The organism is Streptomyces sp. GQFP (assembly GCF_021545335.1).
Taxonomy (GTDB): domain Bacteria; phylum Actinomycetota; class Actinomycetes; order Streptomycetales; family Streptomycetaceae; genus Streptomyces.
Genome location: NZ_CP089312.1, coordinates 6,076,449 through 6,090,669, shown reverse-complemented (window position 1 = coordinate 6,090,669; position 14,221 = coordinate 6,076,449). Strand labels below are relative to the sequence as shown.

Here is a 14,221-nt window from a genome sequence, read left to right as displayed (position 1 = left end):
CCCGGAAAAGCATGGGGAGGTGAGCTATCTGCGCCTGCCCCACCTCAGCGGCGACCTGCTGTGCTTCGTAGCCGAGGACGACCTCTGGCTGGCCTCCCTCGACGGCCCCGGCCGAGCCTGGCGGCTCACCGTCGACCGTACGAAGGTCGGGCACCCACGCTTCTCGCCGGACGGCCGGCACATCGCGTACACGAGCTGGCGCAGTCTCGTGCCCGAGATCCACCGGGCGCCGGTCGACGGCGGCCCGGCGCGGCGGCTCACCTACTGGGGCAGCGCCGACACCCAGGTCTGCGGCTGGTCCCCGGACGGGGACATCCTCGCCGTCGCCTCCCACGGCCAGCCCTTCTCCTACTTCACCTGGGCCTACAGCGTCCCGGCGGGCGGCGGCCCCGGCGGCCGGCTCCCCTGGGGCCCGGTCTCCGACATCCAGGTCGCCGACATCGAGGGCGAGCGCAAAACCCTCCTCCTCACGGGCACCCCACCGCACGAACCGGCCGCCTGGAAGCGCTACCGCGGCGGCGCCACGGGCCGCCTCTGGCTGCACGGCGAACGCCTCCTCCCCGACCTCGACGGCCACCTCCACTCCCCCATGTTCGTCGGCGACCGCATCGCCTTCCTCTCCGACCACGAGGGCATCGGCAACCTGTACTCGTGCGCGTACGACGGCTCCGGCCTGCGCCGGCACACCGACCACGACGCCTTCTACGCCCGGCACGCCTCCAGCGACGGCACCCGGGTCGTGTACCAGTGCGCGGGCGACCTGTGGATCGTGGACGACCTCGCCGCCGACTCCCTCCCCCGCCGCCTCGACGTACGGCTCGGCGGTCCGCGCGCGGGCCGGCGTACGTACCAGGTGCCCGCCGCGCAGCACGTCGACGGCATCTCGGTCGACGAGACGGGCCGCGCGAGCGCCGTCGTCGTACGCGGCAGCCTGTACTGGCTGACCCATCGCGACGGCCCGGCGAGGACGATCACGGACACCCCCGGCGTACGGGTCCGGCTCCCCGAGATGCTCGGCTCGGGCGGCCAGGTCGCGTACGTCACGGACGCGGAGGGCGAGGACGCGATCGAGATCGCCTACCTCCCGAGGGCCAGCGGGGAGCGCGAGCCGAGGCGGCTGGCGTCGGGCGCGCTGGGCCGGGTACTGGAACTGGCGTCCGACCCGGCGGGCGAACGCCTGGCCGTCGCCGCGCACGACGGCCGCCTCCTGCTGCTGGACGCCACAGAGGAGTCGAACGGGGACGTGACGGAGCTGATCTGCTCCCTCAACGGCCCGGTCACGGACCTCGCGTTCTCCCCGGACGGCCACTGGCTGACCTGGTCGCACCCGGGCATCGGCCGCTCCCTCCGCCAGATCAAGATGGCCCGTATAAAGGACCGCCTGATCGTCGACGTGACGAACGGCCGCTTCGAGGACGAGAACCCGGTCTTCACGCGCGACGGCCGCTATCTGGCCTTCCTCTCCTGGCGGGGCTTCGACCCGGTGTACGACGTCCACACGGGCGACCTGTCCTTCCCGCTCGGCTGCCGCCCCTACCTGGTCCCCCTCTCCTCCGCGACCCCCTCCCCCTTCGCACTCTCCCCCGACGGCCGCCCGGCCGCCGGTGGCCTGGACCCGGCCGAGGACGAGGGCACCGAAGGCGGCACGGACGGCACGGTCACCGTCGAGGTCGAGGGCCTGGAGAGCCGAGTCACCCCCTTCCCGGTGACCGCCTCCAAGTACTCGGCGCTGTACCCGGTCGCGGGCGGCGGACTGGTCTGGCTGCGCTGGCCGATCTCGGGCGCACTGGGCGAGACGTTCGCGAACCCGGCGGACACGAGCGGCCGTCCGACGCTCGAATACTTCAACATCAGCAAGGCCAAGAAGTCCGAACTCGTCGACCACCTCGACTGGTTCGCGGTGAGCGGCGACGCCTCACGGCTGGTGGTCGTGGACGACGACGAGCTACGGGCTGTCCCGTCCACCGACCCGGGCGACGGCGACACGACCGTCTGGATCGACCTGCGCCGGGTCCTGCACGAGGTCGATCCCCCGGCGGAGTGGCGCCAGTCCTACGAGGAGGCGGGCCGCCTGATCCGCGCCTACTTCTGGGAACCCCAGATGTGCGGCATCAACTGGGACGCGGTGCTGGAGCAGTACCGCCCGCTGGTCGAACGGGTCGCGTCCCCGGACGAGTTCGCGGATCTGCTCCGGGAGGTGCTGGGCGAACTGGGCACCTCCCACGCGTACGTCACGGCCGCCCGCCGCAACGAGGGCCCACCGCACTACCAGCGCAGGCAGGGCCTCCTGGGCGCCAACTTCGTACGCAGGGAGGGCGGTTGGATGCTGGACCGCATCCTCCCCGGCGACTCCTCGGACTCCAAGGCCCGTTCCCCGCTGGCCGGTTCGGGAATCCGGGAGGGCGCGCTGCTCACGCATGTGGACGGGCGTCCGGTGGATCCGGTGACGGGCCCGTTCCCGTTGCTGGCGGGGGCAGGCGGCACGACGGTGGAGCTGACGTTCACACCGGCGGAGGGCTCCGGGAACGGCGAGGGCCGGGCAAGGCGGGTCGCGGTGGTCCCCCTGATCGACGAGCGGCCGTTGCGCTACCAGGACTGGGTGGCCAAACGCCGCGAAGTCGTACGGGAGTTGAGTGGCGGCCGCTGCGGCTATCTGCACATCCCCGACATGGGCGGCTCGGGCTGGGCCCAGTTCAACCGCGACCTGCGCATGGAGGTGTCAAGGCCCGCGCTCATCGTCGACGTACGCGGCAACGCGGGCGGCCACATCAGCGAGCTGGTGGTGGAGAAACTGACCCGCACGATCCTGGGCTGGGACCTGACCCGCAACGCCCAGCCGGTGTCGTACGCGTCAAATGCGCCCAGGGGCCCGGTGGTCGCCCTGGCCGACGAGGCGACATCGTCGGACGGCGACATGATCACGGCAGCCTTCAAACTCCTGGAACTGGGCCCGGTGGTGGGCCAACGAACCTGGGGTGGAGTGGTCGGCATGACCGGCCGCCACCGCCTGGGCGACGGCACGGTGATCACGGTCCCGATGAACGCGGCCTGGTTCGACACATACGGCTGGACGGTGGAAAACCAGGGCGTGGCCCCCGACTTGGAGGTCCTGCGCACCCCCTTGGACTGGGCAGAGGGCCGCCACGTGGAAATGGACGACGCAATCCGCCTGGCCCTGACCCTCCTGGATACACATCCGGCGGCCACCCCTCCGACGTACGACGGAGTCCCGAACAGAGCAAGACCAAAACTCCCCCCACGCTGTTAAGACACGGGGACCGTACCTACCTAGGGGCGCGGGGAACTGCGCGACAAGCCCCCACCGGGCGGCACCCGACAACGCACCACGCAAAGCAAGATGTGGGGTGCCCTCAAATCCAAGGGCACCCCACATCATCGGCTCAAGCCAGGACTAGATGTCGTAGTCCTGGTTCAACCGGTCCTCTTCCTCCCGCATGGCCCGCTCCGTGTCCTCGTCACGCGGACGCCCACGCTCCGGAGTCTCCTCCCGGCCCTGCTTACGCTCTTGGCCCTGCTTACGCTCCTGGCCAGGGCCGCGCTCCTGACCCTGCCGGCGCTCGCCCTGCTGACGCTCGCCCTGCTGACGCTCGCCCGGCTGACCCTGCTGGCGCTCGCCCTGCTGGCGCTCGCCCTGCTGGCGCTGACCCTCCCGGGCCCGCTCCATCTTCTCCTTGGCCTGCCGAGCCTTCTCCTGCATCTCGTCCTTCATGCCCATGTGAGTTCACTCCCGTAAGTGGGTGAGGGGATCGGGGCTCGACCAGACTCACACGCCAGCACAAAGCACGCATTTCGATCAGTAACGTTCAGTCACCATTCACGCCCGACCCACCCCCGACCCGCCCCCCGACCTGCCCCGAGCCTCCTCATCGGCCGCCCCGCCCGCCCCGACCAACCCCGTCCCCATCCCCTGCAACCGCCCCGAGAACCGCCCGACCTCACGCTGCCCGACCGCCCCGATCAGCCCCGGCAGATACCCCCGTACCCCCTGCATCCCACGCAGCCACCACTGCCCGTACACATGGCTGGACCGCCGCTCGATCCCGGCCACGAGCCGGTCGACGGCAGGCCCCAGCGGATACGTCTTGCCGGCCGGCCCCGGCAACCGCTGCCTCAACTCCCGCATGACGTCGTCCTGATCGGCCCCGCGGACCATGTCGGTGTCGGTCCAGGACAGATACGCGACCCCCACCCGGACCCCCTTGTACCCGACCTCGGCCCGCAGACAGTGCGCGTACGCCTCGACGCCCGCCTTGGACGCGCAGTACGCGGTCATCATCGGCGCCGGGGCGATGGCGGCAAGCGACGCGATCTGCAGCAGATACCCCCTGCTCTCCATCAGCACCGGCAGAAACGCCCGCGCCGTGACCGCCGACCCGATCAGATTGACCTCGATGACCCGCCGCCAGGACTCCGGATCGGAGTCGACGAAGGGCCCGCCGCTCGCGACCCCCGCGTTGGCGACGACGATGTCGACCTTCCCGAACCGTTCCTTGACCTCCGCCGCCACCCGGGACATCGCCTCGTGGTCGGTAACGTCGGCGTACCAGGCCTGGCTCTCGGTGTGCAGCCGCTCGGAGACCTGCTTGAGCGCGTCGGCCTCCAGCCCGACCAGCGCGACCTTGGCCCCGCGCGCGGATAGCTTGCGCGCGAGCAGCTCACCGACCCCCCGAGCCGCCCCGGTCACGACAGCGACCTGCCCGTCCAGACTGACCCTGCTCATGCGCCCTCCTCGATCCGTACGTCGACCTCAGCACCGTGCGCGTCCAACTGCCCGTACGCCACCACGAGTTCACGAATCACCCCGGCCACCGCCTCCGGCGCCTCGACCGGAGTCATGTGCCCCAGCCCGGCCAGCTCGGTCACACCGTGGCAGTCGGGCAACGCGGCGGCCAGGGCGCGCGCGTGCACGGGCGGCGTCAGCCGATCGACCGTACCGACAACAACAGCGGCCGGTACGGTCAACTCCCCTATATTGGCGTCGAGTTGAACCCCGTCCAGTACCCGCGCCCACGCGTACCGCACCTTGCGCGGGCACGCGTGCACGATCCGGGCGCACGCCTCGACCATGGCGACCGACGAACCGGCGCCCATGGTCGCGTACTTGAGGATGCGCCGGGAGACGGGCGTGACCGGACCGAACGGCGCGCGCGAACTGAGCCCCCGCCGCGTGAGCCACGTCCGCAGCCGCCCGGCCCGCATCGGCACGACCAGCGCCTCGGCGACGAGCCGCGAACTGCCGGTGCTGCACAGCAGTACGGCCGCCGCGTGCTCCCGGAACCCCGGCCGCGCGGACGCGGCCAGTATCGTCATCCCGCCCATGGAGTGCCCGACGACCACGGCCTTCTCGCCGGGCGCGAGGGTGGCCGCGAGTACGGCTTCCAGGTCGTCGGCGAGTACGTCGGTGCTGTGGACGGGGCTCGCCGGGCTGCGTCCGTGGCCGCGCTGGTCATAGGCCACGACCCGGTGATCGGGGGCGAGTTGGCGAATCTGGGCGGCCCAGTAGGCGGTGGAGCAGGTCCAGCCGTGCGAGAGGACGACCACGGGTCCGTCATCGACGCCGTGCACCTCGACGTGCAGCCGGGCCCCGTCGGCGGAGACTGCGGTGAGTTCCCGGACGGGGACGGGCGGGGCGTACGGGCCGCCCGTCATAGACATCAACCGGCTCACGCGCCCACCTCGGCACGGGAGTTGGCATCGCCGCTGCCGACGGTCGCCGCCCGCAGAACCTCGTACTCGGAAAGATCCACGCGCCGGGTAGCCCGCCGGAACTCGGACGTCGTACCGGGCCAGACAGTGGTGTTACGCCCCTCAGCGTCGAGGTACCAGCTACTGCACCCACCGGTGTTCCACACCGTGCGCCGCATCCGCTCCTGCACCCGCCCGTTCCAGGCGTCGACGGCGGAAGCCCGGGCATCCAGGGCCACCCGCCCCCCGAGTACGCCCAACTGCCGTACGTAGTCGGCCATGTAGTTCAGCTGGGACTCGATCATCAGGATCATGGAGGAGTTCCCGAGGCCGGTGTTGGGCCCGATGATCGTCATCCAGTTGGGGAACCCGGCGGCGGAGGCCCCGCGCAGCGCCCGCATCCCGCTGCCCGCCCAGGCCTCGGCGAGCGTACGCCCGTCGGCGCCGACGACCCGGTCGGCGATGGGCATGTCGGTGACGTGGAACCCCGTACCGAAGACGATGGCGTCGACCTCGGCGGTGCTCCCGTCGGCCCCGACGACAGTGGACCCGCGGACCTCGCTCAGCCCACTGGCGACGACGTCCACATTGGGGCGGGTGAGGGCCGGGTAGTACTCGCTCGACAGCAGGATGCGCTTGCAACCGATGCGATAGTCGGGGGTGAGCTTGGCGCGCAGGGCCGGGTCCTTGATGGAACGGCTCATGTTCCGCTTGGCCAGCGCCTCCACCACACCCAGCTCGCCCGGATGCTTGGTGAACGCCTGGACCTGCAACTCCCGCATGCCCCACAGGAGTCCGCGCCGCAGCCGGGTGGTGAAGGGCAGCGCGCGGTGCACGGCGCGCTCGGCGTCGCCGATGGCCCGGTCGACGCGGGGCATCACCCAGGGCGGGGTGCGCTGGAAGAGGGTGAGGCGCGAGACGTCGGGCTGGATGGCGGGCACGATCTGGATGGCGGAGGCCCCGGTACCGACCATCGCGACCCGCTTGCCGCGCAGGTCGTAGTCGTGGTCCCAGCGGGCGGAGTGGAAGACCTTGCCGGGAAAGGTGTCGAGCCCCGGGATGTCCGGCACCTTGGGATCGGAGAGGGGCCCGGTGGCGGAGACGACGAGATCGGCGAGGAGAGTCCCACTACTGGTCTCGACAACCCACACCAACCGCCTCCCATCCCAAGTCATGTTCTTCACCTCGGAGTTGAGGCGGAGATGGGGCCGCAGCCCGAAGACGTCGGTGACGTGCTCCAGGTAGGCGCGGATGTGCTCCTGCCCGGAGAAGGCGCGCGGCCAGTCGGGATTGGGCGCGAAGGAGAAGGAGTAGAGGTGGGAGGGAACGTCACAGGCGCACCCCGGATAGCTGTTGTCCCGCCAGGTCCCGCCGACGCCGCCGGCCCGCTCCAGCACGACGAAGTCGGTGATCCCTTCGCGGCGCAGCCGCACGGCGGCCCCGAGCCCCCCGAACCCGGACCCGATCACCGCCACCCGCACATGCTCGTGTTCGGCCATGCCGATGCCTCCATGCGTCGTACGCGACTCCGCCAGTGAACACTGGCGCAATGGGGAGAGTAGAGGAGGGGCGTACTGACCGGTAGGGGCCGGGAGAGGGAAAGTTACCGGCAGTACGCCATAGGGTTCCGACGTGGCAGACGCAGACGCAGCTGAGAACGCCGAACAGCACGAGCACCGGACGGAGTACCGGATGGAGGAGCTGGCCAGGCTGGCCGGCATCACCGTCCGCACCCTGCGCTTCTACCGCGAACGCAAACTGATCCCACCGCCCCGCCGCGAGGGCCGCATCGTCTGGTACGACGACCACCACCTGGCCCGGCTGCGCACGATCTCGGCGCTGCTGGAACGCGGCCACACCCTCAACGGCATCGCGGAACTCGCCGAAGCCTTCGACCACGGCCGGGATGTCGCCGACCTGCTCGGCCTCGGCGCCCCCACCGAGGAGACCCCGGTCCGCCTCACCCCCGAGGACCTCGCCGACCGCTTCGGCCCGGACGCCACCCCCGAGAACCTCGCGGCCTCGATGGACCTCGGCTATCTGGGCATCGACGGCGACCAGATCGTCCACATCAGCCGCAGCCTCCTGGAGGCGTCGGCGGCACTGGTCCAGGAGGGCATCCCGCTGTCGGCGGTCCTCGCGGCGGGCAAGCGGGTACGCGACCACGCGGACGCCCTGGCCGAGATCTTCACGGACGTGATCCTCACCCACGCCCCGGAGGGCGACCCCGCCCGCCTGCGCCCACTGGCCCGCCGGGTGGTGGAGGCGGAACTGTCACTGGCGCTGGACCGCAGACTGCGCCAGAACCCATGAAAGTCAGGCGGCTCAGAGGTCGTAGACGACGGTGACGGGAGCATGATCGGACCAGCGCTCGGCATGGGTCGCCGCGCGCTCGACGTACCCCTTGACCGCCTTGCCGGCCAGCCCCGCCGTGGAAATCTGATAATCGATCCGCCATCCTGAATCGTTGTCAAAGGCCCGCCCCCGATAAGACCACCACGAGTACGGCCCCTCAACCTCCGGATGCAGCGCCCGCACCACATCCACGTACCCGCCGTCCCCCGCATCGAGCACCCGCCCGAGCCACTCCCGCTCCTCCGGCAGGAACCCGGAGTTCTTCTGGTTGGCGCGCCAGTTCTTGAGGTCGGCCGGCTGGTGGGCGATGTTCCAGTCACCGCAGACGACGACCTCGCGCCCGTCGGCGGCGGCCCGCTCCCGCAGGTCCTTCAGATAGGCGAGGAACTCGTCCATGAAGCGGATCTTCTCGTCCTGCCGGTCCGTACCGACCTCCCCGGAAGGCAGATACAGACTGGCGACGGTGATACCGGGCAGGTCGGCCTCGACGTACCGGCCGCTGCCGTCGAACTCGGCGGAGCCGAAGCCGACCTGGACGCGGTCGGGCTCGCGGCGGCTGTAGAGGGAGACGCCGGCGCGGCCCTTGGCGGCGGCGGGCGCGTGCGTGACGTACCAGCCCTCGGGCGCGCGGACCTCCTCCGGCAGCTGCTGGGGCTCGGCGCGCACCTCCTGGAGGCACAGCACATCGGCGGAGGTCCCGGCGAGCCACTCCACGAAGCCCTTCTTCGCGGCGGCCCGCAGTCCGTTCACATTCACAGAGGTCACTGTCAGCACGCGGGCACGATACCCGGAGACCGAAAACACATGGCGGCGACACAATGCATAGATGTACCGTGCTTGACATGAATATCCGCCGGGTCTCCTTCGACCACCCCGACGCCGTCAAGCTCAACGACCAGGTCCAGGCCGAGTACGCCGCCCGCTACAACGACGACGGCGACGTCACGCACCTCGACCCGGCGATGTTCGACCCGCCGTCCGGCCTGTATCTGATCGCGTACGACGAGCAGGACCGCCCGGTGGCCACCGGCGGCTGGCGCGGCCATGACGAGGAGTCCGAGGAAGGCTATCTGCCCGGCGACGCCGAGTTGAAGCGGATGTACGTCGTCGAGGAGGCCCGCGGCCTGGGCCTGGCCCGCCGCATACTCGCCGCCCTGGAGGAGGACGCCCGCACCGCCGGCCGCATCCGCATGGTCCTGGAGACGGGCGACAGACAGCCGGAGGCCATCGCCCTCTACACCTCCAGCGGCTACGAACCCTGCGAGAAGTTCGGCTACTACCGCCACTTCGAATCGAGCCGCTGCTTCGCGAAGAGCCTGTAGGCCGGGTACGGGCCGACCACTCACGCCCGCAGACGGATTCCTTACGCCCGTAGATGGGTTCCTCACGCCCGCAGACGGGTTCCTCACGCCCGCAGACGGGTTCCTCACGCCCGCAGACGGGTTCCTCACGCCCGCAGACGGGTTCCTCACGCCCGCAGATAGGTGAGCACCGCCAGCACCCGCCGATGCGTCTCGTCCGCCGGAGGCAACTCCAGCTTGGCGAGAATGCCACCGATGTGCTTGCCGACGGCAGCCTCGGAGACGACCAGTTCCCGCGCTATCGAGCCGTTGGACCGGCCCTCCGCCATCAGCGCCAGCACCTCGCGCTCACGCGGGGTCAGCCGCTCCAACGGGTCGCGCCGCCGGCGCAGCAACTGCCGTACGACCTCGGGGTCGACGACCGTACCCCCGTCCGCGACCCGCCCCAGCGCGTCGACGAACTCCTCGACCTGCCCGACCCGGTCCTTGAGCAGATAGCCGACACCGGTGCCGTCCCCGGAGTCGAGCAACTCGGCGGCGTAGGCCCGCTGGACGTACTGACTGAGGACGAGCACAGGCAGCGACGGCCGCGCCTCACGCAGCCGCACCGCGGCGTGCAGCCCCTCGTCCCGAAACCCGGGCGGCATGCGTACGTCCGTGACCACGATGTCGGGCTCATGCTCGGCGACCGCCACGAGCAGCGCCTCCGCGTCCCCGACGGCAGCCACGACCTCGTGGCCGACGCGGGTGAGCAGCCCGATCAGCCCCTCCCGCAGCAGCACGCTGTCCTCGGCGAGGACTACGCGGAGCGCCGGCCGCGATCCGTCAACTGGCTCCACTCGCAAGGAATCTCCACCCGCAGCGCCGTAGGTCCACCCGGCGGGCTGGACAGGGAAAGTCTGCCATCGAGCACTGACACCCGGTCCGAGAGCCCGGTGAGCCCGCTGCCACCCCCGGGATCGGCCCCACCGCACCCGTCGTCCCGCACCTCGACGAACAGCCGCCCATCACGATGGCCGCCCCCGACCTCGGCCCGACTGGCCCCGCTGTGCCGGTCGACGTTGGTGAGCGCCTCGCAGACCACGAAGTACGCGGCCGACTCGACGGCCCGGGGCAGACGTCCGGGCAGGTCGAGGCTGACATCCACGGGCACGGCCGCACGATCCGCGGCGTCGGCGACGGCAGCCTGAAGCCCGTAATCCGTGAGCACCTGGGGATGGATCCCATGGATCAGCTCGCGCAGTTCCTCCAGCGCGCTCCCCACCTCCCCCTGGGCCTTGGCCAGTTGCTCGGCGAGCGGCGACCCCGGCGGCGCGTCCAGCCGGGCCACTCCAAGAGTCACCGACAGGGCGACCAGCCGCTGCTGTGCCCCGTCGTGCAGATCGCGCTCGATCCGCCGCCGCTCGGCCTCGAAGGCGTCCACCAACCGCACACGGGAACGGGCGAGTTCGACGACCCGCTCCCCCAACTCGACGTCACGGGCGGCGATCAGCAGCCGCGTCAGCCCGGCCCGCGCCCCGGCGACAACCCCGAGCGCATAAGCACACAGGGCAAGCAGAACCAGCCCGCCGACCGAGCATCCAAAGGCGGTCGGCCAGTCGGTGACCGTCCACTCCTTGAGCACCTTGGCCTCCTGCCCGTCACCGACGGTGGCCATCAGCACCGGAGTCGCCACCAGGGACACCGGTACGAGCAGCCCGACGGCGACGACAAGAGCGTCCACGGGCCACAACAGCCCCGCGAACAGCACCACATACCCCAGCTCCCGCCAGGTGGCCCGCTCCCGCAACCGCACGACCAGCCAGGCCCGCAGCCCCGGCACCACGGGCTCCCGATGCGGATCGGGCACCGCCTCAGCGTCGACGATCCGCAGCCTGAGCCGCTCGACCCGGGCGACGGGAGGCCCGGAGAGCGCGAGGGCGACCAGCAGCGGCAGCCCCACAAGCACCACGGCGAGCGCCCCACCGGCCACCACCATGAGCACGACCAGCACAAAGACAAAGGCCCCGATCACGGCCCCACTGACGAGATAGACGACCGCCCGCCAAGGCCACCACGACACCAGAAACCCCGGCCGGACCATGGCCTGCCACACGCTCTTCGGCTGCATGACGATCACGGTAGGAGGCGCATGTTGGTCCCACCATGGGCCCAGCGGGCGGGTTGGGGGTATGCCTGCCCCTACCCCAAGTCACAAGGAACCCCTCGGACTTGGGGTGTTCACGAGTGGGGCTGACGTGCGGTGAAAGGGCCTACGCGGAGATCGCTTCCCGTGTGCGAAAAGATCGTTTCCCGCCCGATCTTCCGATCGGGCGGGATCTCGTCAACTACCCCTGAGCCAACTCAAGAACAGTCGTGATCACCCACGACGAAGACTCAATGCACCACAGACCCCGTCAGGGCATTGTGAACGCGGATGAGCGGACCGGCTCGGGGCGGTGCACACCCCGTGGCCGATACCCCAGCCGATCCGCCACTCCCACCAGATCGGCCAGCAGCCAGATGATGGCCAGCCACATTTCGGTACCCTGCAGCCCCGGCTCCCGGCCGGGACCCGAGCCGCCCTCTCCCGCCGGACCGAAGCCGAAACCGGCCCCGTCACGCCAGCGCCCCAGCGCCGGTGCCAACTGCTCCCGCGCCCACGCCCGCACCTCATCCTCCCGATGACGGGTCTGACGTCCCGCAAGCCACAACGGATGCGCCACGTCCAGCACATTGCACGCGTTCTGACGTTCCGCCGCGAACCAGCGCGGATCGCCGGCATGGGCCAGCACGGTGTCCACCACACGCTCCGCATGCGGCACGGGAAGTCCGAACTGTGCGAACGAGCCACGGGTCAGCCGGTAATAGCCGTTGACCAGTTGAAGCCGACCCTCGGTCGGCGAGGCCGCCGCACCCCACATCCCGGTCCACGGATCCACCCGCGTACCCAGCCAGCCGAACAGCGCCTCCAGGGCACCGGAACCGCCGGAAGCCTCACCCCGGAGGTCAAGATTGCGATACGCGGCAGTCGCCCAGCAGTCCACCCACGCGCCCGCCGACCACGCCCCGGTCCGCCAAGGCAACGTCTCCAGCCGCGCCACCAGCTGACCTGCCGTCATCCGGTCCACGACGTGAACGGGATGGGTGAACCGGGAGCCCAGCAACTCCAGCGCATAGCCCACCGACAGCACGTGGTACTCGGCACCGCCGTCCTCGATCCACCCATCGTGTGCCGGATCGGGCAGCGTGCCCGGACCTCCTGCAGGGGCGAGCTCAGGCACCAGCCCGCTCACCGGGTCCTGCAGCGCACGCAGTCGCTCGGCATGCTCGGCGGCGGCCATCTGCTGCGGTGGCGCACCCAGCAGCAGATCGGCGATCTCCACAGCGTCGCAGTGCGCGCGCACCGTCGCCGAAACGCCCGGCCGATCGCTGTAGCGGCCGGTGTCGTCGTTCCAGCAACGAGCCAGGACATCGGCAGCCTGCGCCCGGGCCTGCTCGGCGAAACTCGCCACGGCATCACCCAGGTCACCTGCCGGTGGCCGGGTTCCCGATCCGCCGCTCTCTCGGCGATCACGCAGCGGGCGGGCCGGGTTCCCGGCGGCGATCGACCATGGCGCGAGGTCTTTGGTGACGACTGCTCCCGCTCCCACCACGCAGTGATCGCCGATCGTCACCCCGTCCAGGACGACGACGTTCGAGCCGATCCACACGTCATCCCCGACGACGATGCCCTTGCTCGTCAGCGGCTGCCGGTGCACGGGCTGGTCCGGGGCGAAACCATGATTGAAACCGAGCAGAGAAGCGTGCGCGCCGATACGCACCCCATCCCCGAGCGTCACCTGCCCACGCACCGTCGCGTACGGATTGACCGAGCAGTCACGCCCGGCCCGCACCTCGCCCGTGACATAGGCGTACCCCGCGATGTAGGAGTCGGCGCCCAGACACAGAACATCGGTGAACACGGCAGCAGTTGAAGAGACGTAGCATCGCGGCCCAAGCCTCGCACCGGATTCGACCAGACTCTTCTGGTGCGCGGTCTGCGCCACACGCTGTGCGGCGGAGGCCCGACGCGTGAAATCCCAGGGACAGTAGTCGAAGTAAGAGTCCTTGCCAACGCCTTCTGAATCCACGCCCGCCAGCATAGAGAGCGCTTTCTGTCTCGGCAATCCCCGACCCTTCCGGGAGGGGACGAAGCGCTTCCACAGATCCGCACCACACATGCCGCCGCCCGGCCCACGATCCACATCTCCGACGCCGAACGCCTCGCGCCGCCGCCCAGAGGATGCCCTGCCTCCGGCGTGCGTCGGAGGCTCCTTCACCGTTCCCGCCGACTCCGAGGCCGCCGACTGGCGTCTGGCCAAGTACCGCCAGGACGTCCATTACCTCCACACGTCCTGGCTGAACGCCTACAGGCCCATCCGCAACCACAACGAAGGAGCCAACGGCCGCCTCAAGAGCGGAACTCTCGACATCGGCAACCCCAAGCACCGGCCCGCTCACGGGCAAGTCGCCCAGACACTCCTCCTCGCCATCATGCTCACCGTCGCCAACCTGAGAATCCTGGAGACCTGGCTCACCGACGCCGACTACGACGCCACCGGCCCCCTGCCTCCGCTCAGCACCCCGGCCAACACGCCGCCGACCGAAGGCCCCTGGCGGCATCCGCCTCCGCACCTCCGCTGACACCAGGCCCGTACGACAACCCCGAATCGTCCACGCACGCCGATCGCCCCGCGGTTCGGCGTGCACACCCATGCCCAAGCACAGGCAGCCAGCCGTACGGCGTTCAGCGAACCACCCCGGCCCACGCACCAAGACCTCCCAACCAGCCCAGAAACAACGAAATCCCGCCCGATCAAAGTGATCGGACGGGATTT

Annotated in this window: 12 protein-coding genes; 4 read left to right on the top strand and 8 right to left on the bottom strand. The window is 70.3% G+C overall.

The genetic code is table 11. From position 1 onward, the window contains the following. Nucleotides 1-19 precede the first annotated feature (19 nt). Nucleotides 20-3,268 (top strand): S41 family peptidase, encoded by a 3,249-nt coding sequence (locus LUX31_RS27280; RefSeq protein ID WP_235477943.1) that lies wholly within the window; start codon nucleotides 20-22, stop codon nucleotides 3,266-3,268. Between the two features lie 144 nt (nucleotides 3,269-3,412). Here LUX31_RS27280 and LUX31_RS27275 read toward each other — a convergent pair whose 3' ends face one another. The 4 genes from LUX31_RS27275 to LUX31_RS27260 form a co-directional block, all read right to left on the bottom strand. Further along, nucleotides 3,413-3,736 carry a hypothetical protein gene (locus LUX31_RS27275; protein WP_235477942.1) on the bottom strand — a complete coding sequence of 108 codons (324 nt, stop codon included), beginning with the start codon at nucleotides 3,734-3,736 and terminating at the stop codon, nucleotides 3,413-3,415. Between the two features lie 99 nt (nucleotides 3,737-3,835). Beyond that, nucleotides 3,836-4,741 carry an SDR family oxidoreductase gene (locus LUX31_RS27270; RefSeq protein ID WP_235477941.1) on the bottom strand — a complete coding sequence of 302 codons (906 nt, stop codon included), beginning with the start codon at nucleotides 4,739-4,741 and terminating at the stop codon, nucleotides 3,836-3,838. Continuing rightward, nucleotides 4,738-5,688, bottom strand: coding sequence for an alpha/beta fold hydrolase (locus LUX31_RS27265; protein ID WP_235477937.1), 951 nt, complete (start codon nucleotides 5,686-5,688; stop codon nucleotides 4,738-4,740). The genes LUX31_RS27270 and LUX31_RS27265 overlap by 4 nt, the downstream gene beginning before the upstream one ends. Further along, on the bottom strand, nucleotides 5,685-7,205 hold the full coding sequence (locus tag LUX31_RS27260; RefSeq protein WP_235477935.1) for a flavin-containing monooxygenase: 1,521 nt from the start codon (nucleotides 7,203-7,205) through the stop codon (nucleotides 5,685-5,687). The genes LUX31_RS27265 and LUX31_RS27260 overlap by 4 nt, the downstream gene beginning before the upstream one ends. 193 nt (nucleotides 7,206-7,398) lie before the next feature. On the opposite strand from LUX31_RS27260, the gene LUX31_RS27255 reads away from it, so the two are divergent. Further along, nucleotides 7,399-8,019 carry a MerR family transcriptional regulator gene (locus LUX31_RS27255; RefSeq protein WP_235480073.1) on the top strand — a complete coding sequence of 207 codons (621 nt, stop codon included), beginning with the start codon at nucleotides 7,399-7,401 and terminating at the stop codon, nucleotides 8,017-8,019. 12 nt (nucleotides 8,020-8,031) lie between these two features. Here LUX31_RS27255 and LUX31_RS27250 read toward each other — a convergent pair whose 3' ends face one another. Then, nucleotides 8,032-8,835 (bottom strand): exodeoxyribonuclease III, encoded by an 804-nt coding sequence (locus tag LUX31_RS27250; RefSeq protein WP_235477933.1) that lies wholly within the window; start codon nucleotides 8,833-8,835, stop codon nucleotides 8,032-8,034. Nucleotides 8,836-8,903: 68 nt separating this feature from the next. Between LUX31_RS27250 and LUX31_RS27245 the strand changes: the two genes are divergently transcribed. After that, the gene (locus LUX31_RS27245; protein ID WP_235477932.1) at nucleotides 8,904-9,383 is read left to right on the top strand and encodes a GNAT family N-acetyltransferase; all 480 of its coding nucleotides are present in this window, start codon (nucleotides 8,904-8,906) and stop codon (nucleotides 9,381-9,383) included. Between the two features lie 146 nt (nucleotides 9,384-9,529). Here LUX31_RS27245 and LUX31_RS27240 read toward each other — a convergent pair whose 3' ends face one another. The 3 genes from LUX31_RS27240 to LUX31_RS27230 form a co-directional block, all read right to left on the bottom strand. Continuing rightward, nucleotides 9,530-10,201, bottom strand: coding sequence for a response regulator transcription factor (locus LUX31_RS27240; protein WP_328285698.1), 672 nt, complete (start codon nucleotides 10,199-10,201; stop codon nucleotides 9,530-9,532). Beyond that, nucleotides 10,162-11,472, bottom strand: a complete 1,311-nt coding sequence (locus LUX31_RS27235; RefSeq protein WP_235477930.1) for a sensor histidine kinase — start codon at nucleotides 11,470-11,472, stop codon at nucleotides 10,162-10,164. The genes LUX31_RS27240 and LUX31_RS27235 overlap by 40 nt, the downstream gene beginning before the upstream one ends. 286 nt (nucleotides 11,473-11,758) lie before the next feature. Then, a complete protein-coding gene (locus LUX31_RS27230) occupies nucleotides 11,759-13,486 on the bottom strand; it encodes an acyltransferase (protein ID WP_235477929.1) in 1,728 nt (575 codons plus the stop codon). Between the two features lie 76 nt (nucleotides 13,487-13,562). Here LUX31_RS27230 and LUX31_RS27225 point away from each other — a divergent pair, with 76 nt between their 5' ends. Beyond that, on the top strand, nucleotides 13,563-14,027 hold the full coding sequence (locus tag LUX31_RS27225; protein WP_235477928.1) for a hypothetical protein: 465 nt from the start codon (nucleotides 13,563-13,565) through the stop codon (nucleotides 14,025-14,027). Nucleotides 14,028-14,221: the final 194 nt, after the last annotated feature.

Coding starts and splice junctions, on each gene's coding strand:
- LUX31_RS27275 (WP_235477942.1), bottom strand. CDS start 3,736: ATGGGCATGAAGGACGAGATGCAGGAGAAGGCTCGGCAGGCCAAGGAG.
- LUX31_RS27270 (WP_235477941.1), bottom strand. CDS start 4,741: ATGAGCAGGGTCAGTCTGGACGGGCAGGTCGCTGTCGTGACCGGGGCG.
- LUX31_RS27260 (WP_235477935.1), bottom strand. CDS start 7,205: ATGGCCGAACACGAGCATGTGCGGGTGGCGGTGATCGGGTCCGGGTTC.
- LUX31_RS27255 (WP_235480073.1), top strand. CDS start 7,399: ATGGAGGAGCTGGCCAGGCTGGCCGGCATCACCGTCCGCACCCTGCGC.
- LUX31_RS27245 (WP_235477932.1), top strand. CDS start 8,904: ATGAATATCCGCCGGGTCTCCTTCGACCACCCCGACGCCGTCAAGCTC.
- LUX31_RS27235 (WP_235477930.1), bottom strand. CDS start 11,472: ATGCAGCCGAAGAGCGTGTGGCAGGCCATGGTCCGGCCGGGGTTTCTG.
- LUX31_RS27230 (WP_235477929.1), bottom strand. CDS start 13,486: ATGCTGGCGGGCGTGGATTCAGAAGGCGTTGGCAAGGACTCTTACTTC.
- LUX31_RS27225 (WP_235477928.1), top strand. CDS start 13,563: ATGCCGCCGCCCGGCCCACGATCCACATCTCCGACGCCGAACGCCTCG.